Below are 23,877 nucleotides of genomic sequence, written 5' to 3'. Positions count from 1 at the left end.
TTTGGCAAAATTCGTATTATTGCCTAAATACATTATGGGTACGGTTTAAAAAGAAGGCATTAGGGTGTTGTTCTGTCCATTGTTCCTTCTTAAAGGCCATTCTATCCTTAAGATTAATTATTAGGAAAAAAAGGGTTTCTGTTTTTGTGCCGATATAATTGAAAGAACTGCCAAATAATTTAGCTGCCATTATTCCCAATAAATTCATTATTTTTGAAACTTAATTAGAAATCAAAAAATGAGTTCAAAAAAAGGAAAGATACAAGAGGCAATAGACGAAAAACTGCTGGGTGAAAGAAAAGTATTTCTTTGGGGAATGGTAGATGATGACACAGCCAAACATGTTATCGATCGTTTGTTGTATTTGGATATGCAAAATAACAAGGAAATCCAATTGTACATAAATAGTCCGGGAGGTTATGTTACTTCTGGTTTTGCTATGTACGATACCATTAAGTCATTAAAGAGTCCGGTATCTACCATATGTTCCGGCTTGGCTGCATCCATGGGATCTATTTTATTATCCGTAGGGGAGAAGGGAAGACGTTTTATTCAGCCACATGCCCAGGTGATGATACATCAGCCCAGTGGTGGAGCCAGAGGTCAGGCTTCCAATATAGAGATACAGGCCAAGGAAATTATAAAGACCCGCGAACTAAGTGCAAAGATATTGGCTGAAAATTGTGGTCAGGATTTTGAAAAGGTGATGAAGGATTTCGATAGGGATTATTGGATGAATGCAGAAGAGTCCATAGCCTATGGTATTGTAGACGGAATTCTGGAATAGCCTTTTCGCAGTTTGCCACAACTTATATAAGTTGTTATACATAAAAGGAAAAGTCCTTCGCAATCTTAATGTGAAGGACTTTTTTATATATGGACGCCTAAGCGGTATGTGAATTATATACGAGATAAATACACTGTTTGGATCTCGCGAAAGAAGTTTTTTCTTAAAAAATGTCACCTTGTTCTATCGCTGAAGCTTTGGAGAAGGAAAATGCAGGCCTTGCACGGGGTTTTTGTGATGATATTATACCTATTTTATTCAAGTTACTTTATTTTACTACATTTATTACTTTAACTATTACTTTTCCCTATTTCATCAGTATGAAGCAAACCCCTAAAAAAATTGCCATAATAGGTTCAGGATTGGTAGGTTCATTATTGGCAATTTATCTTCGGAAATTAGGCCACCAAATAACGGTTTACGATCGTAGGCCCGATATCCGAAATGTTGAGTTTTCCGGAAGATCCATCAACCTGGCAATGAGCAATAGGGGGTGGACGGCCTTAAGGGAGGTGGGTATTGAGGATGAAGTAAAGAAAATCGCCATTCCCTTGGACAAGCGGGCCATTCACCTAGTTGGGCAACCGGAGTATTATCAGAAATATGGAAAGGAAGGAGAGGCCATCTGGTCTATCTCACGGGGTGTATTAAATAGGAGAATGATAGATCTTGCGGAAGAGGCAGGTGTCGAATTTCGATTTGAGGAGAAGGTGTGGGACGTAAACCTTCCGGAAGGAAAAATATATACCGGAGCAACGGAGAAAGGGGTGTGGAAAGAATATCTGTATGATATTGTTTTTGGTTGCGACGGCGCTTTTTCTCGAGTCCGGCACAAAATGCAACGTAGAAGTAGGTTTAATTACCATCAGGAATTTATAGATGTCGGTTATAAGGAGCTTACCATACCTGCCAATGAAGATGGAACCCATAAATTGGATAAAAATTCATTTCATATCTGGCCCAGGGGGAAGTTTATGTTCATTGCCATGCCGAATATGGACGGGAGTTTTACTTGCACGCTGTTCCTACCTTTTGAAGGAGAGATTTCTTTTGAGAAAATTAATACCAAGGAAGAGGCAAAACTTTTCTTTAATACCCATTTTCCCGATGTTACCCCGGTCATAGAAGACTTGACTTTAGATTTTTTTAGTAACCCAACGAGTGCTTTGGTAACCATTAAGTGCTATCCATGGACTTATTGGGACAAGGTGGCATTGGTAGGTGATTCTGCACATGCCCTAGTGCCGTTTTATGGACAGGGGATGAATGCTGGCTTTGAGGATATATATGCCCTGAACAAGATTATTGGTAAATATGGGGATGATTGGGGGCAAATATTTAGCACCTATCAGACAGAGCGGAAGCCCAACGCGGATGCCATAGCAGAACTTAGTTACCGAAATTTTATGGAAATGAGCACTATGACGGCCGACCCCAATTTTATATTGCAGAAAAAGATTGAAAAACGCTTTGCTTCAAAATACCCGGACAAATGGATTCCTGCCTATTCCCGGGTTACATTTTCAAATAGGCCCTATGTGGAGGCTTTGGCCAATGGGGATGCACAGGAAGAAATAATGAAGCAAATAATGCAAATTCCCAATATAGCCGACATTTGGGATAGCGAGGAAGTGGATAAAAAAATATTGAGTCTTTTGTAGACTTAATGATAAAAACAAAGGCCATCTGAAAAGATGGCCTTTGTTTTTTATTAGCTGTTAAATTCTATAATTTAGAAAACAACTTTTGCATTTTTTCCTGCTCTTCCTCGGCTAAAACTGGATCTACCAAAATTCTACCACTGTGTTCATCACTAATTATTTTCTTGCGCGACGCAATCTCTACCTGAACTTGTGGTGGAATGGTAAAGAAAGATCCACCTGAGGCACCTCTTTCAATAGGCACTACTGCCAAACCATTTTTTACATTATTTCGGATTCTATTGTAAGCCTTTACCAATCGCTCCTCGATTTGGGATTGATATTCTTCCGATTTTTTTAGAAGTGCTTTTTCTTCCTTCTCTGTTTCTGCCAAAATAGCGTTCAACTCGCCCTTCTTGTGCTTTAAGTGAGATTCCCTTTCGGCTAAACGCTCTTTGGTTGCGGTTATAACTTCTTTTTTCTGCTCTATCTGCGCTTTGAACTCCTTGATGTTCTTTTCCGCCAATTGAATCTCAAGTTCTTGGAATTCCACTTCCTTGGTCAAGGAATTGAATTCCCTACTGTTACGGACATTCTTTTGTTGTTCCGCGTATTTTTTGATCAGGACTTTGGCCTCATCGATTAGATTTTTTTTGGCGCCTATTTCGTAGTTAACGGTTTCAACATCGGTCTTAAGCTTATCCATTCTTGTTTTAAGGCCAAGTACCTCGTCTTCCAAATCTTCTACTTCTAGAGGAAGTTCTCCTCTAACATTTCTTATCTCATCAACTCTAGAATCAATTAATTGCAAATCATATAGTGCTCTTAACTTTTCTTCTACCGTTGTTTCTGTCTTTGTTGCCATATTTAAAAATACTTGATGGGATTTGTTTTGCTCTCCGATAAAGAGACTGCAAAATTAGGAATTTTTTTCGTAAGATAATCAACTAAGAGATTTTTTGTAAACTGCTCTGTTTCATAGTGCCCAATATCTGCCAAGAGTATTTTACCTTCCGCCTCATAAAATTGATGGTATTTTAAATCGGATGTTATGAAAATATCAGCATTTGCGGCTATTGCGGAAGAAATGGCAAAAGAGCCGCTTCCTCCCAAAAGAGCAACTTTATGTATTTTTTTTCCTATAAAATCTGAGTGTCTTATGCAGGAAACATTCATTTTTTTCTTTAAAAAATCAAAAAAATCGACTTCGTCCATCGATTTTTCCAAATTTCCTACCATGCCCATGCCAATATTTTGATTTTTGTTTTCCAAAGTTTGTAGCTCATAGGCAACCTCCTCATAGGGATGGTTGCTAAAAAGGGCTTTCAAAATGTTTTGTTCATTTGCTTTCCCATAGGTAAGGCTTATTTGGGATTCGTTCTCATAATGTGTTTCCCCAATTTCCCCCAAATAGGGGTTGGCTCCCGCATTGGCTTGGTAACTCCCCGTGCCCTCGACTGTAAAACTACAATTGCTGTAATTGCCAATATTTCCGGCTCCGGCATGGAATAGAGCGGTTTTAAGGGCTTCGGCATTCTCCTTGGGGACATAAGTGGTCAATTTTCCAATTGTGCCCGTCTGTGGGATAAGAATACTTGTATTGTGCAGTCCTAGTACTTCACAGATTTTGGCATTGACCCCTTGGGGGCAATTGTCCAATGCGGTATGCATACTGTATATGGCAATATCGTGTTTAATGGCCTTAATTACTACCCTTTGCACGTAATTGGAGCCAGTAATTTTCTTTAACCCACCAAAAATAATCGGGTGGAAACTAACTATAAGATTGCATTTTTTTGCTATGGCCTCATCTACTACACTTTCCAAGGTGTCCAAGGTTACCAAGATACCGCTTACCTCATTATTGGCATTCCCTACCAAGAGCCCCACATTGTCAAAATCTTCAGCATAATTCAGTGGCGCCAACTCTTCCAGGGTCTCTATGACTTGTTTTATGATCATTTTTAGAATTTATGGTCTTCCAAAGATAAAATATTATATTTTCGTTCTAATGCAGCTACTAAGAAAATTAGGCTTTCCCATTTCACTGATATACGCCCTGGTGGTATACCTGCGGAATTATCTTTATGATGTAGGTATTTTTTCTTCCGAATCCTTTAGAACCAAAACAATTTGTGTTGGGAATCTAAGCGTAGGGGGTACGGGTAAAACGCCAATGATAGAATTTTTTATTGCCAATGTTAAAGCGCAATCTAAAATAGCGGTGTTGAGCAGGGGGTATGGTCGAAAATCGAAAGGGTATGTGTTGGCCAAACCTGGTATAGGCGTAGGGGAACTAGGCGACGAGCCCTATCAGATCCATAAAAAATTCCCCAATGCCTTTGTTGCGGTCGATGCGGACAGGCGGAACGGCATTTCCATTTTGGAGAAAACCATTGGCCCCAATATTATTTTATTGGATGATGCGTTTCAACATAGAAAAGTGAGATGTGGTCAATATGTTTTATTGACTTCCTACTCCAATTTATATGTTGATGATTGGTATTTGCCTAGTGGGAATTTAAGGGATAGCAAACGCGAAGCCAAACGTGCCAATATCATTGTGGTTACTAAATGTCCCCCTAATTTGAGCGGGTCCGAGCAACAAGGAATCCTAAAAAAATTGAACCCTGCTACAAGTCAAAAAGTAATTTTTAGCTTTTTGGATTATGAAAAATCATTAAAAGGCAACTTGGGGGAGATGGACTTGGCCGAACTCAGAAATAGAAAAGTGACTTTGGTAACTGGAATAGCAAATCCAAAACCGTTGGTAAGCTTCTTAAGCGGTCAAGGAATTCCCTTTGAACATTTGGCCTATCCCGACCATCATTTTTTTTCGGAGAAGGAAATTGCCTTGTTCAATAGTAGGGACCTTGTGCTTACGACCGAAAAGGATTATGTAAGGCTGGAGGGCAAGGTGGAAAACCTTTATTATATAGGGGTAAGGCACAAATTTATGAACGGGGGAAAAGAGGTGTTATTGAATTTGTTGAGCGATGATCCAACTACTCCTTAGGCTTCAATTTTTTTTTTGGAATTAAATATATTCTCGCCTATTTTTTGATAGAATATCTCAGGTTTGAAGGGTTTCGTAACTACATCATTACATCCGGCAGCATAAAAACTTTCCAAACTGTCATCTAAGGAAATCGCAGTAAGGGCAATAATAGGCACTAATCTATTGAACTTTCTGATTTCTATTGTAGCTTCTTCACCACTAATTCCAGGCATATGGATATCCATTAGGATACAGTCATAATCCGTTTTTCTAACCATGGCCACGGCCTCTAATCCGTTGCTGGCAATGTCACAGGTAATATCCTTTTTATTGAGCATTTTCTTGGTAATCACCTGGTTAATTTTGTTGTCCTCCACAATCAATATATGAAGTCCTGCAAAATCGTATTCCACCTCGGTAATTTCGAATGGGATATCATCAATAAGGTCATCCTTGCTTTTTAAATCCAACTCAAAGAAAAAGGAACTTCCTTTGCCCAATTCGCTCTTTAGTCCAATTTTACTGCCAAATAATCCCAGTAAGCTTTTTACTATGGTCAATCCCAGGCCGGTACCACCATATTCCCTGTTGATCTGGATAGAGCCTTGTTCAAAGCTGTCAAAAATGGTAAGTTGCCTTTCCGGGTCTATTCCAATTCCATTATCCTTTACCTCAAAATAAATGGTCAAATTCTCCTCCACTTTCTTGGCGAGCTTGGCTATAACTGTTACTTGACCTTCCTTGGTAAATTTTATTCCATTTCCAATTAGATTTATGAAAACTTGGGAAAGTTTAAGGGGGTCTCCCAAAAGGTGCGATGGAATATCCTCATCAAATTCCAGTACAATTTTGGTTTTGTTGGCCTTGGCACTCTGATGCAAGGAATTGATTACTTCAGAAAGTATCTTTTTTAGATTAAAATCTATTTGCAGTGCCTCTAGCTTGTCTGCATCTATTTTGTTGATTTGTAGGATGTCATTTATGAAATTCAATAAGTAGTCCCCGGAAAACTTCAGCGATTTTAAATGTTCTTTTTGATTTTCACTTGGGTTCTCCTCCAGCAATAAGTGTGTTAGGCCGGTAACGGCATACAGAGGTGTTCGCAATTCATGGCTAACTGTGGACAAGAAATTGGTTTTGGCTTCCATGGCCATTACCGCGGCATCCCTTGCAGCCTGCAATTCGTTGTTCTTGGTATGCAATAGATCGTTGGTCTTTAATTTGATCTGGTTGTTACGGTAGAGTGAAACTGCCAATATGGAAATGACTATCAAAAAGGCCGAAGTTAAAATGGCAGTTATTTCAGTTCTGTTTTTGGATTGACTAAGTTCTTCGATCTTGGCTTCCTGTCGGCCAATTTCATCCTTCATAAAATTTGTTTGGATCTTATCCGCTGTTTTGGCTTCCCCAAGACTCTTTTCAATGGTAAAGATAGAATCCTTGATATTCAATATGTTTCTATTAAAAAACAAGGCAGATTCAAAAAGTCCCAGTTTTTCATTGGATTGGGCAAGCAGTTTATTGGCTTCCAATGCTTCCAAATAAAAGTCATTCGCTTTGGCTAATTTTAGGGCGCTCTGTGCATTTTTGATGCTTTCCTCGTAATCCTCTGTTTTGTTGTGGATTTCTGCTAATTTAACATGTGCCTTCGCAGCCAGATAGTCTTTCTCATATATATCCGTATTTACGGCAAGGGCGTTGAAATTTTTTGTAGCGCTTTCATATTTTTCCAGGTTTAGGAAAATAATTCCCTCTACAAAAAGAATATTGTTCAATAAATTCCTATCGTTGTTTATCTGTTTGGCTTCGTTCAGCATTGAGATGGCCAAGAAATTTTTACCCTCCCGATAAGAAATAATGGCATCTATATATTTATGTGTTGCTTCACCATAAGGATAGGAAATATCTTTTAAAAGGGATTTTGATCTGTCCGCATAATATTCGGCGCTATCATCTTTTTGAAGTCGTAAATATAAAATGGCAAATTTGTGATAGGTATCTATCAAGGCCTTTTGGTCATTGTTCTTAAAAGCAATTTCCATGGCGGTATTTAAGTCCTCCAAGGCAAGTTCCATCTTATTTTTATTGCCCCATTCCCTGGCTTTTTCAAAATAATATTCTATGTCGGTCCCCGCAGTTTTGTTTTCTTGGGTATAGGAATGGCCAAGGCAAAAAAACAATAGAACCGTAAGGATCCAAAATTTTCTGTTCAAATTTATATGTAAGAATATAAGTCTCAAACGTATTTTTTACTTATTATAAAGTTAATCAAATCTACAATTCTACTGCTGTATCCGGATTCGTTATCGTACCATCCAATAATCTTTACCATTTTTCCGATGACGGAAGTCATCAGAGAATCAAACGTACAAGAGTAGTAAGTATTGTTTATATCAATGGAAACTATAGGGTCTTTTGTGTAATATAGAATGTTTTTAAGTTCTTTTTGCGATATTTTATAAAAAGCATCATTAATTTCCTCTATGGAAGTTTGTCTTTTTACATTAAAAGTGATATCGGTCAAAGAGCCATTGGGCACTGGAACCCTAATGCCACAGCCGCCTATAACATCGGATAATTCGGGAAAAATTCTCGTCAATGCCTTAGCTGCACCGGTAGTGGTAGGGACAATGGATTGTGAGGCCGCTCTGGCCCTTCTTAGATCCTTATGTGGTTGATCGTGCAGACTTTGGTCCGTGGTATAGGAATGGATGGTGGTTATATAGGCCTGTTCTATACCACAAAGATCTTGTATTACCTTGATCATGGGTGCCGCATTGTTGGTGGTACAGGAAGCATTGGAAATAATATCATCCGTCTTATCCATGGTTTCATGGTTTATACCATATACCACCATCTTTATGTCATCCTCGGTTGGAGGTACACTAAGAATAACCTTTTTTGCCCCATTTTTTAAATGTTCCTCCAAGATGTCCCTGTCCTTGAACTTCCCAGTGGCCTCGACAACGATATCAACCTTGTGATCGGACCAAGGTATATCTTTGGGAGATTTGTGATTTAATAGGGCGACTTTGTTATTTTCAACGATTATATGACTTTCACTGTGTGATACTTCTTTTGGAAATACACCGTGTATACTATCATATTTTAAGAGATGGGACAAAGTAGGTGCATCGGCCAAATCGTTTATTGCCACCACTCTTAAATGATGTTGTTCACTAAGGAGTCTAAACAGGGTACGACCAATTCGGCCAAAGCCGTTTATGCCAATATTAATCTGCTTCATAAAAGTGGTAAGCCATTTTGTCCGTATAAAATACGGGATGATAATATAGATATGGGGTGTAAGTTTTGCTTACTTGATATGTTTGTGCGCCTTGTAAGAAGAGCGAACCAAAGCGCCGCTTTCTACGTGTCTAAAACCAAGTTGAAGTCCTATTTCTTCATATTTCTTGAACTGGTCTGGCAAAATAAACTCTTTTACCGGTAAATGTTTTTTGGATGGTTGCAAATATTGTCCAATAGTAACGACATCTACATTGGCCGCTCTCAGATCCTCCATGGTTTGGATGACCTCTTCCTCCCTTTCGCCAAGCCCCAGCATTATTCCAGACTTGGTGCGGTTGGCGCCGTTTTCTTTTAAATAGGAAAGGACTCCAAGACTTCTTTCGTATTTTGCTTGTATACGAACTTCCCTTGTTAGCCTTTTTACCGTTTCCATATTGTGGGATATCACTTCGGGCCCAACAGCAAGTATTCGATCTAAATGGGTGGTGATGCCTTGAAAATCAGGAATCAAGGTCTCCAGCGTGGTGTTGGGATTCATTCTTCGTATGGCCTTCACGGTTTCGGCCCATATTATAGATCCCATATCCTTCAGATCATCACGATCGACCGAGGTAATTACAGCATGCTTAATATCCATTATTTTAATGGACCTGGCCACTTTTTCCGGCTCTGCCCAATCTACATCTTCTGGCCTACCTGTTTTTACTCCACAAAATCCACAGGAACGGGTGCAAACGTTTCCTAGGATCATAAAAGTGGCGGTACCTTCGCCCCAACATTCGCCCATATTTGGACAACTACCGGAGGTGCAGATAGTATGAAGATTGTACTTATCCACCAATCCTCTCAACTGGGTGTATTTCTTACCCGTTGGAAGTTTTACCCTTAACCATTTGGGTTTGCCTTTTGGAGGGATAACACTGTCTATAGTTTCGATACTCATGCTAAGATTTTGTACAAATATACGAAATGGGAAATAGTTAAATTGCCAAATGGAAGCAAAGTATGGCAAAGCCACCATCAATCTGGTTGCACTGTAAATTTAAGCGGGTGGACTAGAATGGAATGGGGTACTAAGCTGCTTGCGGTAAGCAGGGAGATAGGAGGATGACAGTGAAAAAAAAGCTGGTAGCCTTTCGGAGGGGCAGGGCGTTGTATTTCTTGGCTTATACTCTATGGCCAGTGCCTAGCATCTAATTATTATTTTTAATAATTTCTGCAAGCAGCCTTTTGGCCCGTAGTAGTTTAACTTTTACGTTATTGATGGGTTCCCCTAATTTTTCAGCAATTTCGGAATAGGGAAGCTCCTGAAAATATCGTAGGTTTATTACTTCCTGGTAATGTGGTTTCAGCCTTTTGATGTACTCCAATAAAGCTGCTAGATTTTGTTCGGTTATTAGACTGTCCTCTGGGGAGGGGGCATCATCCAAAACTTTCTTAATGGCTTCGCTGCTACCATCTTGGTTGCCTTGTAGGACATTTCTTTTGCTTTTACGGATTAGGTCTATGTGCAAATTTTTGGAAATGGCAATCAGCCAGGTCTTAAATTCATAGGCCTCATTAAAGGTATGTATATTGTCAAAAGCTTTGGAAAAGGTCTGGATAGTAATGTCCTCGGCGTCGTTCTCATTTTTGGTTCGGATCAATTGAAAACCGTAGACATCGTTCCAAAAGCTATTTAGTAAGGCACTGAAGGCTATCTGATTGCCCAATTTGGCTTTTTCAATAAGTTTGGGAAGCGGTTCTTCGGTTTTGTCCAAGATGAGAATTTGTATAGGGTGATATTTGGAGGATTTTTATTGCGTTACTGAATCCTTTCTGCAGTCCTGCTCGGTAGGGAGTTTGCCACAGAAACCACATGCTTCACCGTCCTGATTTAAAAACGGACTCTGACTGGCACATGTTCCAGCGAATTTGCCATCCTTTTTGGACCAAATTTTTATGGCAATACCTGCAAAAGCAAGTGCAAGTAGACCTATTGTTAAAAGTAATAATTTCATATCCTTGCATTATTTTATGCAAAGATATGAAATTATTAAGCTTCCCAATAATGATTAGGATTACTTTAAGTCCTTAATTTAATAGGAGATATTTGCTACTATATTTTCGATGGTAGGCTTGGAATTACCTCCTGTTGGTTCAATGGTGATATATCCAACGGCATTCTCGCCATAGGGTAGGGCCATTAGTTTTTCACTATTGCTAGCCTCCTGAATTACTCCCAGGTTGAGCATTTGTCCGTTGACCTCCGCCCACATTTGGTAGCATTGGTTTTCCGGTAGGTTTGGCAATTTGCTCACATTGATATAGGAAAGCTTTTTTACGGGATTAACATAAGCAACCGCCTTAAGTTCTTTGGCCTTATTGTTGCCTTTAACTGTAAGTCGCTTGGTTTTGGGATTGTTAAGGACAATAAATTGATTTCTGACATCTTCCAATTGTATGCGCATATTCTCTTCCAAGTTTTGGATCTTATTGTTGACAATAACATTTTCCTCTTGTAAGTTTTGGTTTTGGTTCCAAAAGAAATAGGATGCTCCTGCAAAAAGAAGTGCGGCAAAACTGGCCGCAATAGCGTACCTAAAGAATTTTGATCTGCCGGAATTCTCATTTTTGATCTTATTTTGAATTCTTTCTTTAAGGCCATCCGGAGTTTTAATGGCATGTAGTTTGGCAAATACTTCAAGGTTTTCCTGAAGTTCGGAGTAGGTGTCCCTAACTTCGGGATACATGGCAATATATCTTTCTACCTGTAATGCTTCCTCTTGGGAAGTAGTGCCCAAGAGATATTTCTCCAGAAGGTCTGTTTCTAAAAATATTCTAATTTTTTCTTTCATGGCTTTATTGTTTTTTGCACAATTTGGTCGGCAAAGCCTAAACGTCAGCTTAATAGTTGCGTCTTAATCTTGTCAAGCTCGTGCTTTAATTCATAAATAAACTTATTAGATAGGCAAAGACCATTGTTGAACCATATATCTTCTTTAATTCCCTAAGTCCAATCTTTAATCTAGATTTGATAGTACCTAGAGGTATGTCCAATTCTTCGCTTGCCTCCTGCTGGGTCATTCCTTGAAAAAATAAGGCGTCCAATACAATTTGATATTTTGAATCTATTTTATCCAAATTATCCTGAACGTCCATCAAGTCAGGAATTATACCTTCAGTTCCTAGTTTATATACGTCCGAAACGTCCATTTGGATTTCCTTGTCGGATTTGTTGTTGACACTTCTTAATTTGTCTATGGCCGTATTTCGAGTAATCCTAAAAAGCCAAGTGAATAATTTGGCCTTTGTGGCATCGTATGAATCCGATTTTTTCCAGATCTTTATAAAGCTTTCCTGTACAACATCTTGGGCCAACTCCTCATCGCGTACAACTTTGTAGGCAACCCCGTACAAGGTATCGCCATAGTGCTCATATAGGAGTGAAATGGCCTTGTCATTTCGCTCTTGAAGAAGCTCAACAATATGATTTTCCAGTAATATGCTCATATAATAGGTGTGTTCTCAAAAAAAAGTTTCTTGGTAATCATCCAATACCCTAATTCTCCTCGTATATACACAAACGCTAAATTATAAAATTGATTGTTATAGTTAGCGTATTAATTGGATAAATGGACAGCTGGTAACTGTGCATTTAATTTTTGGTTAGTTTGGTTTGGTATAGCCCCTGGCATTATGTGTCAGGGGTTATTTAATTATATTGACCTCTGGGACAATGCTAATTCCAAACCTTTGCGCCACACTCTCCATGATTTTTTCTGCCAGTTCAATTATTTCAGCACCTGTGGCATTACCGTAATTGACCAGCACCAAGGCTTGGTTTTTATGTACTCCGGCATCTCCAAATCGCTTTCCTTTAAATCCACATTGCTCTATTAGCCAACCTGCGGGAATCTTGAATTCATTTTCTGAAATTTTATAATAGGGCGCATTCGGGTACAACTTGGTGAAATTTTCGAATTGCTGCCTGTTTACTACAGGGTTTTTGAAGAAACTTCCACTATTGCCCAATTCTTTGGGGTCTGGTAACTTACTTTTTCTAATGGAAATAACTGCATTGGAGACATCCCCAATACTAGGCTCGGTGATACCGCTATTTTGCAGTTCGGAAACAATGGCCCCGTAGCCAACATGTAGCGTATGCTTTCTTTTGGTCAGTTTAAAACTGACCGAGGTGATAATGTATTTTCCAAGCCCTTCATTTTTAAAATAGGAATCGCGATAGCCAAATTGGCACTCTTCCTTGGTGAAGGTTTTAAGTTTTTGGGTGCCTATTTCCATAGCTTCACAACTTACGAAAGTGTCCTTGAGTTCAACGCCATAGGCCCCAATGTTCTGTATTGGCGCGGTACCTGTGTTTCCAGGAATGAGGGATAAATTCTCTAATCCTCCATAATTGTGATCTAAGGTCCACAATACCATATTATGCCAATTTTCGCCTGCGTTGACCTTTATGACGACCTCATCGTTATTTTCCGATACTACCTCAATTCCCTTTAGGTTTATATGGAGCACCAGATTTTCCAAATCTTTTGTAATGAGCATATTACTGCCGCCCCCAAGTACAAATAAATTGGGGTAACCCTTAAGAGCAAGTGCCTTTTTTAGGGCATCGATGGAATTTATTTCGCAAAAGAATTTAGCCTTGGCGTCAATACCGAACGTGTTGTACTTCTTTAGGGATATGTCTTGCTGTATCTCCATTAGAGCACATATGCCTTTAAGGCCTCTTTTAAAATATGAACGGCTCTTTTTAAATCATCCTTTTCCAAAACATAGGCAATCCGTATCTGGTTTGTTCCTAGTCCATCCGTAGCATAGAACCCTGCTGCAGGGGCTACCATTACAGTTTCTCCATCCAAATTATAATCTTCCAGTAACCACCGGGCAAAAGAATCCGCATCGTCGATTGGCAATTGGACAATACAGTAAAATGCCCCCTGTGGTTGGGCCACTACTACTCCGTCTAGTTCACTTAATTCGGTAATAAGGAGGTTTCTGCGAGCCTCGTATTCCTTTTTTACATCATCGAAATAGGATTGTGGGGTGTCCAAGGCGGCTTCACACGCAATCTGGGCATAGGTAGGAGGTGAAAGTCGTGCTTGTGCAAATTTTAGGGCGGTCTGCATCACTTCCTTATTTTTAGAGACCAAATACCCAATTCGAGCCCCGCACATGCTATACCTTTTGGAAACCGAGTCAATTACAATGGCATGTTCTTCCAATCCTTCTTCCTGTAGAATGGAATGATGCTCCCTGTTGTCATAGGTAAATTCACGGTATACCTCATCGGCAACCAAGAAGAGGTTGTGTTTTTTAACTATCGCGGCAAGCTTCTTAATTTCCTCCTTGGTGTACAAATAGCCAGTTGGATTGCCGGGATTACAAATTAGAATTGCCTTGGTTTTAGGTGTTATTAGTTTTTCAAATTCCTCAATGGGAGGCAGTGCAAAATTGTTTTCGATGTTCGAAACAACAGGTACTACCTTTATTCCGGTTGCGTTGGCAAATCCGTTATAATTGGCATAAAAGGGCTCAGGGATAATAATTTCGTCATCGTTATCCGCTATGCTGCCCAAAGCAAAGGACAATGCTTCCGAGCCACCAGTGGTAACTATAATATTATCCGCATGTACGTGAATGTCATTCTTTGCGTAATAGCGGGCAATTTTTTCCCTGTAGGTCTCGGAACCTTCGGTTCTGCTATAGGCCAGGACTTCCAAGGTATTGTTCCTAACGGCATCCAAGGCAACTTTAGGTGTTTTTATATCTGGCTGGCCAATATTAAGGTGAATGATCTTGATTCCCCTTTTCAAGGCAGCTTCAGCAAAAGGTACTAATTTTCTTATTGGAGATTGCGGCATTGTTTTGCCTCTCCGTGAAATTGACGGCATATGGGTTTTAATTTTAAGCAAAAATGAGAAATCAACACGGAGAAAACAACAAAAGCGCCTTATTTGATTCCATAGGAATATGTTAAAAGATTCTGATGTCAAGGGTTTTGTGCGTAAATTAGGGGAATAGGTTACTTAAAAATGGAAATAAGATGGCTTCCTTAAGACATATCGTTTTCCTTATTTGGTGCTGTCCCGTTTTGTTGTTATCACAAAATTTCGAATTACCGACTGGAGAAAAGTACCAAAAGGTGAAGTTTGAATTGGTGAACAACCTTATTGTTCTTCCAATTGAAGTAAATGGGGCTGAACTTTCATTTATTTTGGATTCCGGGGTAAACAAGCCCATCCTTTTTAATTTGTCCAACAAGGATTCCCTACAAATAAACAATGTTTCGGAAATTGTAATAAAAGGCCTTGGTGAGGGTGAGCCAATTAATGCTTTGATATCTAGCTCCAATATATTTAGAATTGGAGAAGTGGTCAATACTGAACAACAGCTTTATGTGGTTATGGACAAGGAGCTGAATCTTTCCCCTAGGCTGGGTATACCGGTACATGGAATCATTGGTTATGATCTCTTTAGGGATTTTATAGTTGAGATAAATTATTCTGCCAAATATTTAAAGCTTCATGCCCCTGATCTGTACAGATCCAAAAAAAGCTCCAAGACCCGTACACTGCCTTTGCAAATTATTCAAAACAAAGCCTATGTTCAGGGTGATGTATTTATGAAAAATAAGCAAAGTATCCCTGTTAAATTATTAATAGATTCGGGTAGTTCCGATGCTTTATGGCTTTTTGAGGATTTGGATAGGGGATTGGGGGTTCCTCGGGACAATTATGTAGATTTTTTGGGCCAGGGACTAAGTGGAAGCATTTATGGAAAAAGGACCAAAATAGATGGAATCAAATTGGCAGGTTTTTTATTGAAGGATGCCAAAACTGCATTTCCTGATTTACACTATTTTAATTCCATGACCTCTTTCGGAGATAGAAATGGAAGTTTGGGCGGAGAGGTTCTAAAAAGATTTACCCTGGTATTCAATTATGGTAATCGTAGCCTGAGTTTGCGCAAAAATTCCCTTTTTAATAAACCGTTCGATTTTAATTTGAGCGGAATAGATATACAGCATAATGGAATGCGTTATATTTCCGAAAGTATTGCCGATGCAAACGGGGTGGTGTTGGTGGATAGTGGCAAATCGTTCGGGGATGTGCAAATACTCTTCGAGAATATGACCAGGCTAAGTATGGTCCCGGAAATTATAGTGTCCGGCATACGTGCGGGAAGCCCTGGCCATGAAGCGGGTTTGCAGGAAGGGGATGTTATTCTGGCAGTAAACGGGAAAAAGGTACATCACTATAAACTTCAACAAATCCTGCACATGCTCAATGACAAGGAGGGCAAAAGAGTGAAGGTTTTAATAGAACGCTACCAAAAGGATATGTTGATTACCTATGTCCTTAAAGACATGTTTCAATAAAAAAAGCTTGCTAAATACCTAATTCAGTACTTAACGAGCTTTTGTATTTATAAGTATATAATTTATTTGCCTTCTGCAGGCAATACCTTCCCTTTAATTTTTAAGACTTTGGTTGGGGTGTCGGCATTGGAAATTACAGTAATCGCCTTTGCAATGGGTCCAACTCTGTTGGTGTCATATTTTACTTGAATTTCGCCAGTTTTACCTGGTAATATAGGTGCATCCGGTTTTTTAGGGATTGTACAGCCACAGCTAGAGCTTACTTTGCTGATAACAAGGGGTGCATTCCCTGTGTTTGTGAATTCAAACACTCTTACACCATCACTACCTTTCGCTACTTCACCATAATCAACGGTTTCCGTTTTGAATTTAATTTTCGCTGCATTTTCCTGAGCGGTTAGGCCAAATCCTAAGAGACCAATAAATAGAACTAGTACTATTTTTTTCATTATTTTTAGTTTTTGGTGAATTTCAAAAGTAAATGTTTTTAATGAACCTCCAAAATTCTTTTGTTATGTAATAACGTTACTTATTTTTGTTTCGTATTTCTAAATGGACAAAAACCTTAGAATTACTACAAGTTTAACCTTAATATTGCACTCATTTAGTAATCGCCCGTACTGGGTAAGCAAAAACTGTTCCAAATAATGGAAATTCCTTCAAAATATGAGCCTCAAAGGGTAGAGGGCCAATGGTACGACTATTGGACCAAACATAATTATTTTCATTCCACACCAGATGATAGGGAGCCATATACCATAGTCATACCTCCGCCAAATGTTACCGGAGTATTGCACATGGGGCATATGTTGAACAATACCATACAGGATGTTTTGATCCGTAGGGCCCGTTTAATGGGGAAAAATGCCTGTTGGGTACCTGGTACCGATCACGCCTCCATAGCTACGGAGGCTAAAGTGGTTGCTAAACTAAAGGAACAGGGGATAGATAAAAAGGATATCACCCGTGAAGAATTTTTGAAGCATGCTTGGGATTGGACCCATGAATATGGCGGGGTAATCCTGGAACAGTTAAAAAAACTGGGCTGTTCCTGTGATTGGGAGCGTACCAAATTTACCATGGATGACAATATGTCCGCCTCGGTTATTAAAGTCTTTGTGGATCTGTTCAATAAAGGGCTGATATATAGGGGTTACCGTATGGTAAATTGGGATCCCGAGGCAAAAACGACCTTGTCCGATGAGGAAGTGATCTACGAGGAAAGACAAGGGTTGTTATACTATTTGGCCTATAAAATAGAGGGTTCCAATGAAACTGTTGTCATAGCTACTACTAGACCAGAGACTATTTTAGGGGATACAGCCATCTGTATTAATCCCAATGATGAACGCTATGCCCATTTAAGAGGTAAAAAGGCCATAGTGCCCATTTGTAATAGGGTAATCCCTATTATTGAGGATGAATATGTTGATGTTGAATTTGGGACTGGTTGCCTAAAAGTGACCCCCGCACACGATATTAATGACAAGGCCCTAGGGGAAAAACACAATCTGGAGACCATTGATATCTTTAATGAGGATGCCAGTTTAAATAGTTTTGGACTGCATTACGAAGGTAAGGACCGTTTCATGGTCCGAAAGGCTATTTCAAAAGAATTGGAGGAAAAGGGGTATTTGGTTAAGACCGAACAGCACATTAATAAAATTGGAACTTCTGAAAGAACCAAAGCTGTTATTGAGCCAAGACTTTCCGATCAGTGGTTCTTGAGTATGGAAAAATTGGCCAAACCCGCTATAAAGGCGGTTTTGGAGGACGAAGATATTAAGTTGTTTCCCAAAAAGTTCGAAAATACCTATCGCCATTGGATGGAAAATATCCGTGATTGGAATATTTCGCGACAACTTTGGTGGGGACAACAAATTCCGGCCTATTATTTTGGAGACGGACAGGACGATTTTGTGGTGGCAGAAACCAAAGAAGAGGCGTTGGATATGGCCAGGAGAAAATCTGGGAATTCCGGTTTAACATTGGATGGCTTAAAACAGGACGCAGATGCCCTGGACACTTGGTTTTCTTCTTGGCTATGGCCGATAAGTGTTTTTAATGGGATTTTGGAACCCGATAATAAGGAAATAGAATACTATTATCCTACCAATGATTTGGTGACCGGGCCGGATATTCTTTTCTTTTGGGTGGCCAGAATGATTATGTCCGGGTATGAATACCGAAATGAAAGACCTTTTGAAAACGTATACCTTACCGGCTTGGTACGGGACAAGCAAAGACGCAAAATGTCCAAGTCGCTCGGAAATTCTCCTGATGCCCTAAAATTAATTGAGGATTATGGAGCCGATGGTGTGCGTGTCGGACTTTTGCTGAGTTCTGCTGCCGGCAATGACTTAATGTTCGATGAAGCCCTCTGCCAACAAGGGAAAAACTTTGCCAATAAGATTTGGAACGGTTTCCGCTTGGTCAAAGGATGGGAAGTGGCAGACCTGCCACAACCAGAGGCTTCCAAGTTGGGTATTGAATGGTATACTTCAAAATTCAATAAAACCCTTGTAGAAATAGAGGATCATTTTAGCAAGTATCGTATTTCGGATGCCTTAATGGCCATCTATAAATTGGTTTGGGACGATTATAGTTCTTGGTTATTGGAAATCATTAAACCAGCTTATCAGCAGCCTATAGACAGGACTACATTTGATGCTGTAATCCATATTTTTGAGGAAAATTTAAAACTGTTGCACCCTTTTATGCCCTTTCTTACCGAGGAGGTTTGGCAGCACATTGCCGAACGTACTCCGGAGCAGGCATTGGTAATTGCAAAATGGCCAAACGTGCAGCCAATTAATGAAGAACTTATTGAAGGTTTTAATTTTGCTTCGGACGTTATTGCCGGAATACGTACCATCCGTAAGGAAAAGAATATTCCTATGAAAGATTACCTTGAACTGGCAGTTTTAAATGATGGGGGTATTTCCAAGGATTGGGATGTTGTTATCGCTAAACTGACTAATTTGTCGACTATTGATTATATTGACAATGCAGTGGATGGTGCTCTGACATTTAGGGTGAAGTCCAACGAATATTTTGTTCCTATGGTGGGAGCCATTGATATTGGAGCGGAAATTAAAAAGTTGGAAGAGGAATTGGAATATATCAAGGGCTTTTTGGTATCGGTTCGAAAGAAACTCTCCAATGAGCGTTTTGTAAGTAACGCCCCGGCACAGGTAATTGATTTGGAACGGCAGAAGGAGGCAGATGCCATTGCTAAAATTGATACCTTGGAGAAGAGTCTGGCCAGTTTAAAATAACGGTAACCAATGTGAACATAGTGTTTCTGGATAAAGGGAAATGACCCCAATTTTTAATGAAAGTAGCTTAAATTATGTCCAAAAAGATATTGAAGACGGGTATTCTTTCATTCGGAATGTCGGGCACCTTGTTTCATGCCCCGTTTTTGAATGAGCATCCCGGATTCCTGTTGGCCGCAGTGGTTGAGAGGACTAAAAAAATAGCCCGTAAGACTTATCCCAAGATAAAAAGTTACGACACAGTTGATCAGCTTATAGCCGATAAGGACATTGATCTGGTAGTGGTAAATACGCCCAATTTCACGCATTTCGAATTTTCGCTTAAGGCGCTCCGAGCCAAAAAGCATGTTTTGGTGGAGAAGCCTTTTTGTGTTAACAGTGCAGAGGCCAATGAACTTTTTGCCGAGGCAAAAAGGCAGGATCGTTGTATCCTACCTTATCAAAATAGAAGGTATGATAGTGACTTTCTGGCGGTAAAGAAGGTGTTGGATTCCGGTGAGTTGGGGGCCATGGTAGAGGCCCATATGCGTTATGATAGATATCGGTATCACATAGGTCCCAAAATAGCCAAGGAAACCCCAGTACCGGGGAGTGGCCTTATGTATGATCTGGCCCCACATTTATTGGATGTGGCCATAGCCCTTTTTGGATACCCCTTGCAATGGAGCAAGTATACCGGGCAGTTTAGGCCCAAAACCCAGGTGGATGATTATGTACATATTCATTTGCTGTATCCCAAGGGGGTACAGGTGTTTTTGACTATGAGCATGTTGGTGGTGCAGCCGCAAGCCGCTTTTGTTCTTAATGGAACCAAGGGGACCTTTGTGAAACAGCGAACGGATATTCAAGAGCAGCAACTGTTGGCGGGAATGAGTCCCGGAAATGCTTTGTTTGGAATAGAGGATGCCAATAAATATGGTGTGCTCACTACCATTGCCGAGAACGGTGAAAAGCATACCGAGGAAATAGAATCGGTAAAATCCTCTTATATCAATTTGTTCGATGATGTTTTTAAGTCCATTGTTGAAGGAATCCCATATCCAATAACAGAAAAGGATATTATAAGGCAAATTGAGATTTTGGAAGGGTAGATAGCGCTAGCATCCTTTTTGTTGCTGCCATTTTTTTTATATGAAACTTCCAATGTTCTGTCAAAATCTTTAATGCTATACCGTTGTTTTTTGGAGGCCTAAATAATTCTCGCCTTATTTAGTCGTATATTTAGTAAGGATAAATAAGTGTGCTGTTTTAAAATTTAGGTAGCTAAGTCATTAAAAATGCTCCATAAAAAAAGCTGGGAATGTCTAAATTACCGGAAGACCATAAATTTTTGGACCTATCCGACTATGGTAGATCAATAGCCAGGGTTATTGCGAACGGACTAAAAGAAACGACTGTTACGCCTGTGCAAGTTACGTTTGGATTTCTTTGTTCAGGTGTTATAGCGGTGGTTTGCATGTATTATGGCTACTATTGGTATGCAGCCTTCTTTTTTATTCTAAAATCTATCTTGGATGCTGCCGATGGGGAGTTGGCAAGGATCAAAGATACGCCCTCCTATACTGGGAGGTATTTTGATTCCCTGTCGGATTTTGTTCTGAATATCCTAATATTTGTAGTACTCTGGCATATCACCAATGTGGACTTTGGATTTGCCGTGTTGGCATTTCTGGGCCTGCAGCTTCAGGGTACCCTATACAATTATTATTACGTAATCTTGAGAAATAAGTTTCATGGCGATGTTACAAGTCGAATTTTTGAATCCGGCACGCCAGTGGCAATGGTTGGGGAGCAACAGCGTAATGTGAATGTGCTTTTTTGGTGGTACAGGATTCTTTATGGCAGTTTTGATCAAATTATTTATAAGTTGGATGGTGAGGCTGCCAACGGCAGGCATCTGCCCAATTGGCTTATGACGGCCGTATCTACCTTTGGGCTTGGGTTTCAGCTATTGATAATAAGTGTGATGCTGGTTTTGGGATGGGCAGACTACATAATTCCTTTTTTTATGATCTACTCATTGTTCATTTTTTTGTTTATCGCCATTAGAAAGTCATTGTAGGGTAGGCTATAGTGCGCATTTTTACTTATTATCCATCAGGATAAAGTAGTTGAATCGGGAATCCTGACATTGGATTGATGGTTTGATTGAAAAAGTGTGTGCTTACACATTTTTATTGATTCACACATAAAATGTGGTGTAATATTTCAAAAAAATGACTTCTATATCCCAATAATTTTTATATTTGTGTGCCTACACACTTTTTTAAATCATTAAAAGTCATATAATTATAAAGGTTGATTTTCAATGGCAAAAAATAAAAAGACCACCATTCAGGATTTGGCAAACTATGCCAATGTTTCCATAGGGACCATTGACAGAGTTTTGCACAATAGGGGAAAGGTGTCACCTGCTAAAAGGCAAAAAGTGGAAGAGGCTATAGAGAAATTGGATTTTAACCCCAATCTTCTGGCAAGAACATTGGCTTTGGGAAGTCGGTTTACGGTTTGTAGCCTGTTTCCTGAAGCAACCAGTTCCCAGAGTTATTGGGCGCTACCGAAAATAGGGGTGGACCAGGGAGTGGAGGTTTATAAGGATTTTGGTATGGAACTTCATGCGTATGAGTACAGTTTGTTCGACGAATCCAGTTTTGTTAAAAGTGCGGATGCCATCCTTGGGAAGAATCCAAGCGGCGTAATCTTGGCGCCCTTATTTGAAAAGGAAAGTCTAGAATTCATATCGAAGTTGGAAGAAAGGCATATTCCATATGTCTTTATAGATGCCAATATCAAAAACAAGAATAGTCTCAGTTATATTGGACCTGACTTAAGGGGAAGTGGTTATATTGCCGGGAAATTATTGAATTCTCTCCTAGGCCCTTCAGATGACATTCTTATTGTAAACATGGTTAAGGGATTCGAGAATAGTGCCCACACAGCCCTTGTGGAAAATGGCTTTCGGGATTATTTTAAGGAGCGTGGATCTTGGGAGAAAAGAAGTATAAATTCTATTACAATACCCACAACGGCGGAGACTGAAGTAAACAGGGAACTTACAACCTATTATATTAAAAACCCGGGAACAAAGGGAGTATTCGTTACCAATTCCAGGGCGCATTTAATCTCTAGGTATCATGCTATGCACGAGCTCGATATAAAGGTAGTCGGATTTGATATTGTTCCTGGAAATGTGGCCGAGCTGAAGAATGGCAATATCGATTACATCATTTCCCAAAGACCGGTATTCCAGGGAGTAACCGCAGTGAGGAATTTGTTCGAATTTTTTGTTTATCAAAAATCGCCCTCCGGTATACAGTACGTGCCTTTGGATATCATTATCAAGGAGAACGTAGATTATTATATTAAATTTCAATAAGGGTCTTATGCAATAGCCATAACTTGGTAAACGCGAGGGCTTGCTTTAAACTAGAAATAAATATTATGGGAGTAAGAGTACTTGGTTGCTTATTGTTATTGGTCTTTTTTGGTTCTTGTGGCAATGGCAAGTCCAAAAAGAACGATGCAAGTCCTTCACAGGATACAGTAAAGCCTGGCATTAGGGTAGAAAATAAAGTATCGGAACAAAAAGTGGATGTCTACTTCGGGGATGAATTATTCACGTCCTACATCTACCCGGATAATATTATGAAGCCATGTCTATGGCCTATTGTGACTTCCGAAGGTACGGAGATTACCCGTAAATATCCATTGAAGAAAGTAGCCGGAGAGCGTGCTGATCACCCGCACCATATCGGAATGTGGATGAATTATGGCGATGTTAACGGTATTGATTATTGGGGGCATTCCGAGGCTACCCCTGAAGATCGCAAGCCATTTAGTGGCGTTATCAGGCATCAAGAGGTGGTGGAGGCCGATGCCAATGATTCCCAAGGAACACTACGGGTACAAACCAATTGGGAAGCTCAGGGACGTACACAGATAAAGGAAGACATTGAGTTTCATTTTATGGACAAGGGGAAGGTGAGGATTATAGATTGGATAAGCACCTTAACGGCCCAAGAGGATATTTTGTTCAAGGATACCAAAGAGGGAATGTTTGCCATTAGAGTAAGTCGCGAACTGGAACTGCCATCCGATGACCCTTTAACATTAACCGATGCACATGGAAACCCTGAGACTATTAAGGTAATAAATAATGACGTGGTTTCTGGAGATTACTGGAGCAGTGAAGGTATAAAAGGTGAAGATGTTTGGGGGACCCGGGCCAAGTGGATGAAGCTCTTTGGCAAGTATAAGGAGGAGAATGTTGCCGTGGTGATTCTGGACCATGAAAAGAATCCGGGATATCCGGCCTATTGGCACGCAAGGGGCTATGGACTTTTTGCCGTAAACCCATTGGGTCAGAATGTGTTTTCGGAAGGAAAGGAAACTATGGACTTGCGTTTGAAAAAAGGGGAGTCAGTTCGTTTTGCATTCCGGACAGTGGTGTGCTCGGGAGAAATTTCCGATGAAGAGATCAATGCCCTGGGGCAGGAGTTTTCCGGCCTTTACTAGCCCAATTTTATAGACATACAAGATAA

General features: G+C 39.8%; 22 protein-coding genes. 9 read left to right on the top strand and 13 right to left on the bottom strand.

Going from position 1 to position 23,877, the window contains the following annotated elements:
* Nucleotides 1-16: 16 nt before the first annotated feature.
* Nucleotides 17-208, bottom strand: coding sequence for a hypothetical protein (locus MWU84_RS15460; RefSeq protein WP_246903095.1), 192 nt, complete (start codon nt 206-208; stop codon nt 17-19).
* Nucleotides 209-238: 30 nt separating this feature from the next.
* Between MWU84_RS15460 and MWU84_RS15455 the strand changes: the two genes are divergently transcribed.
* Together MWU84_RS15455 and MWU84_RS15450 are read left to right on the top strand one after the other, a co-directional pair.
* Nucleotides 239-787: an ATP-dependent Clp protease proteolytic subunit gene (locus MWU84_RS15455; RefSeq protein ID WP_110356606.1), complete on the top strand. Its 549-nt coding sequence runs from the start codon at nt 239-241 to the stop codon at nt 785-787.
* 320 nt (nt 788-1,107) lie between these two features.
* Nucleotides 1,108-2,448, top strand: a complete 1,341-nt coding sequence (locus MWU84_RS15450; RefSeq protein WP_246903127.1) for an NAD(P)/FAD-dependent oxidoreductase — start codon at nt 1,108-1,110, stop codon at nt 2,446-2,448.
* A 64-nt stretch (nt 2,449-2,512) separates the two neighbouring features.
* On the opposite strand, the gene MWU84_RS15445 is transcribed toward MWU84_RS15450, so the two are convergent.
* Nucleotides 2,513-3,292 carry a C4-type zinc ribbon domain-containing protein gene (locus MWU84_RS15445; RefSeq protein WP_246903094.1) on the bottom strand — a complete coding sequence of 260 codons (780 nt, stop codon included), beginning with the start codon at nt 3,290-3,292 and terminating at the stop codon, nt 2,513-2,515.
* A 2-nt stretch (nt 3,293-3,294) separates the two neighbouring features.
* Nucleotides 3,295-4,389, bottom strand: a complete 1,095-nt coding sequence (locus tag MWU84_RS15440; protein ID WP_246903092.1) for a Nif3-like dinuclear metal center hexameric protein — start codon at nt 4,387-4,389, stop codon at nt 3,295-3,297.
* 49 nt (nt 4,390-4,438) lie between these two features.
* On the opposite strand from MWU84_RS15440, the gene lpxK reads away from it, so the two are divergent.
* Nucleotides 4,439-5,443 (top strand): tetraacyldisaccharide 4'-kinase, encoded by a 1,005-nt coding sequence (gene lpxK / locus MWU84_RS15435; protein WP_246903082.1) that lies wholly within the window; start codon nt 4,439-4,441, stop codon nt 5,441-5,443.
* Here lpxK and MWU84_RS15430 read toward each other — a convergent pair.
* The 9 genes from MWU84_RS15430 to MWU84_RS15390 form a co-directional block, all read right to left on the bottom strand.
* Nucleotides 5,440-7,638, bottom strand: coding sequence for a response regulator (locus MWU84_RS15430; RefSeq protein ID WP_246903079.1), 2,199 nt, complete (start codon nt 7,636-7,638; stop codon nt 5,440-5,442). The genes lpxK and MWU84_RS15430 overlap by 4 nt on opposite strands.
* A gap of 23 nt (nt 7,639-7,661) precedes the next feature.
* Nucleotides 7,662-8,672, bottom strand: coding sequence for a type I glyceraldehyde-3-phosphate dehydrogenase (gene gap, locus MWU84_RS15425; protein ID WP_246903077.1), 1,011 nt, complete (start codon nt 8,670-8,672; stop codon nt 7,662-7,664).
* 69 nt (nt 8,673-8,741) lie between these two features.
* The gene (gene lipA / locus MWU84_RS15420) at nt 8,742-9,617 is read right to left on the bottom strand and encodes a lipoyl synthase (RefSeq protein WP_246903075.1); all 876 of its coding nucleotides are present in this window, start codon (nt 9,615-9,617) and stop codon (nt 8,742-8,744) included.
* A gap of 250 nt (nt 9,618-9,867) precedes the next feature.
* Complete coding sequence (locus MWU84_RS15415) at nt 9,868-10,434, bottom strand: sigma-70 family RNA polymerase sigma factor (protein ID WP_246903073.1); 567 nt, start codon at nt 10,432-10,434, stop codon at nt 9,868-9,870.
* Nucleotides 10,435-10,470: 36 nt separating this feature from the next.
* Nucleotides 10,471-10,674 (bottom strand): membrane or secreted protein, encoded by a 204-nt coding sequence (locus MWU84_RS15410; RefSeq protein ID WP_246903071.1) that lies wholly within the window; start codon nt 10,672-10,674, stop codon nt 10,471-10,473.
* A gap of 78 nt (nt 10,675-10,752) precedes the next feature.
* On the bottom strand, nt 10,753-11,511 hold the full coding sequence (locus MWU84_RS15405) for an anti-sigma factor (protein ID WP_246903070.1): 759 nt from the start codon (nt 11,509-11,511) through the stop codon (nt 10,753-10,755).
* Between the two features lie 85 nt (nt 11,512-11,596).
* Nucleotides 11,597-12,166 (bottom strand): RNA polymerase sigma factor, encoded by a 570-nt coding sequence (locus MWU84_RS15400; RefSeq protein ID WP_246903069.1) that lies wholly within the window; start codon nt 12,164-12,166, stop codon nt 11,597-11,599.
* 198 nt (nt 12,167-12,364) lie between these two features.
* On the bottom strand, nt 12,365-13,381 hold the full coding sequence (gene murB / locus MWU84_RS15395) for a UDP-N-acetylmuramate dehydrogenase (RefSeq protein WP_246903068.1): 1,017 nt from the start codon (nt 13,379-13,381) through the stop codon (nt 12,365-12,367).
* Nucleotides 13,381-14,571: a pyridoxal phosphate-dependent aminotransferase gene (locus MWU84_RS15390; protein WP_246903067.1), complete on the bottom strand. Its 1,191-nt coding sequence runs from the start codon at nt 14,569-14,571 to the stop codon at nt 13,381-13,383. Before MWU84_RS15390 ends, murB begins: the two co-directional genes overlap by 1 nt.
* 152 nt (nt 14,572-14,723) lie before the next feature.
* Here MWU84_RS15390 and MWU84_RS15385 point away from each other — a divergent pair, with 152 nt between their 5' ends.
* On the top strand, nt 14,724-16,058 hold the full coding sequence (locus MWU84_RS15385) for a PDZ domain-containing protein (RefSeq protein WP_246903065.1): 1,335 nt from the start codon (nt 14,724-14,726) through the stop codon (nt 16,056-16,058).
* Nucleotides 16,059-16,120: 62 nt separating this feature from the next.
* On the opposite strand, the gene MWU84_RS15380 is transcribed toward MWU84_RS15385, so the two are convergent.
* Nucleotides 16,121-16,507, bottom strand: coding sequence for a DUF1573 domain-containing protein (locus tag MWU84_RS15380; RefSeq protein WP_246903062.1), 387 nt, complete (start codon nt 16,505-16,507; stop codon nt 16,121-16,123).
* A 198-nt stretch (nt 16,508-16,705) separates the two neighbouring features.
* On the opposite strand from MWU84_RS15380, the gene MWU84_RS15375 reads away from it, so the two are divergent.
* The 5 genes from MWU84_RS15375 to MWU84_RS15355 all read left to right on the top strand — a co-directional run bounded on the left by MWU84_RS15375 (nt 16,706) and on the right by MWU84_RS15355 (nt 23,851).
* On the top strand, nt 16,706-19,336 hold the full coding sequence (locus tag MWU84_RS15375; RefSeq protein WP_246903054.1) for a valine--tRNA ligase: 2,631 nt from the start codon (nt 16,706-16,708) through the stop codon (nt 19,334-19,336).
* A 74-nt stretch (nt 19,337-19,410) separates the two neighbouring features.
* Entirely contained in the window at nt 19,411-20,427 is a 1,017-nt protein-coding gene (locus tag MWU84_RS15370; protein WP_246903047.1) for a Gfo/Idh/MocA family oxidoreductase, read from the top strand.
* 209 nt (nt 20,428-20,636) lie between these two features.
* Nucleotides 20,637-21,398: a CDP-alcohol phosphatidyltransferase family protein gene (locus MWU84_RS15365; protein WP_246903045.1), complete on the top strand. Its 762-nt coding sequence runs from the start codon at nt 20,637-20,639 to the stop codon at nt 21,396-21,398.
* Between the two features lie 246 nt (nt 21,399-21,644).
* Complete coding sequence (locus tag MWU84_RS15360) at nt 21,645-22,712, top strand: LacI family DNA-binding transcriptional regulator (protein ID WP_246903043.1); 1,068 nt, start codon at nt 21,645-21,647, stop codon at nt 22,710-22,712.
* Nucleotides 22,713-22,777: 65 nt separating this feature from the next.
* A complete protein-coding gene (locus MWU84_RS15355) occupies nt 22,778-23,851 on the top strand; it encodes a PmoA family protein (protein ID WP_246903041.1) in 1,074 nt (357 codons plus the stop codon).
* Nucleotides 23,852-23,877 lie beyond the last annotated feature (26 nt).

It is taken from the genome of Arenibacter sp. F20364, assembly GCF_023015905.1.
In the GTDB taxonomy this organism is placed as follows: domain Bacteria; phylum Bacteroidota; class Bacteroidia; order Flavobacteriales; family Flavobacteriaceae; genus Arenibacter.
The sequence above is the reverse complement of the archived record's forward strand: the minus strand, read 5'-3'. Positions and strand labels throughout refer to the sequence as shown.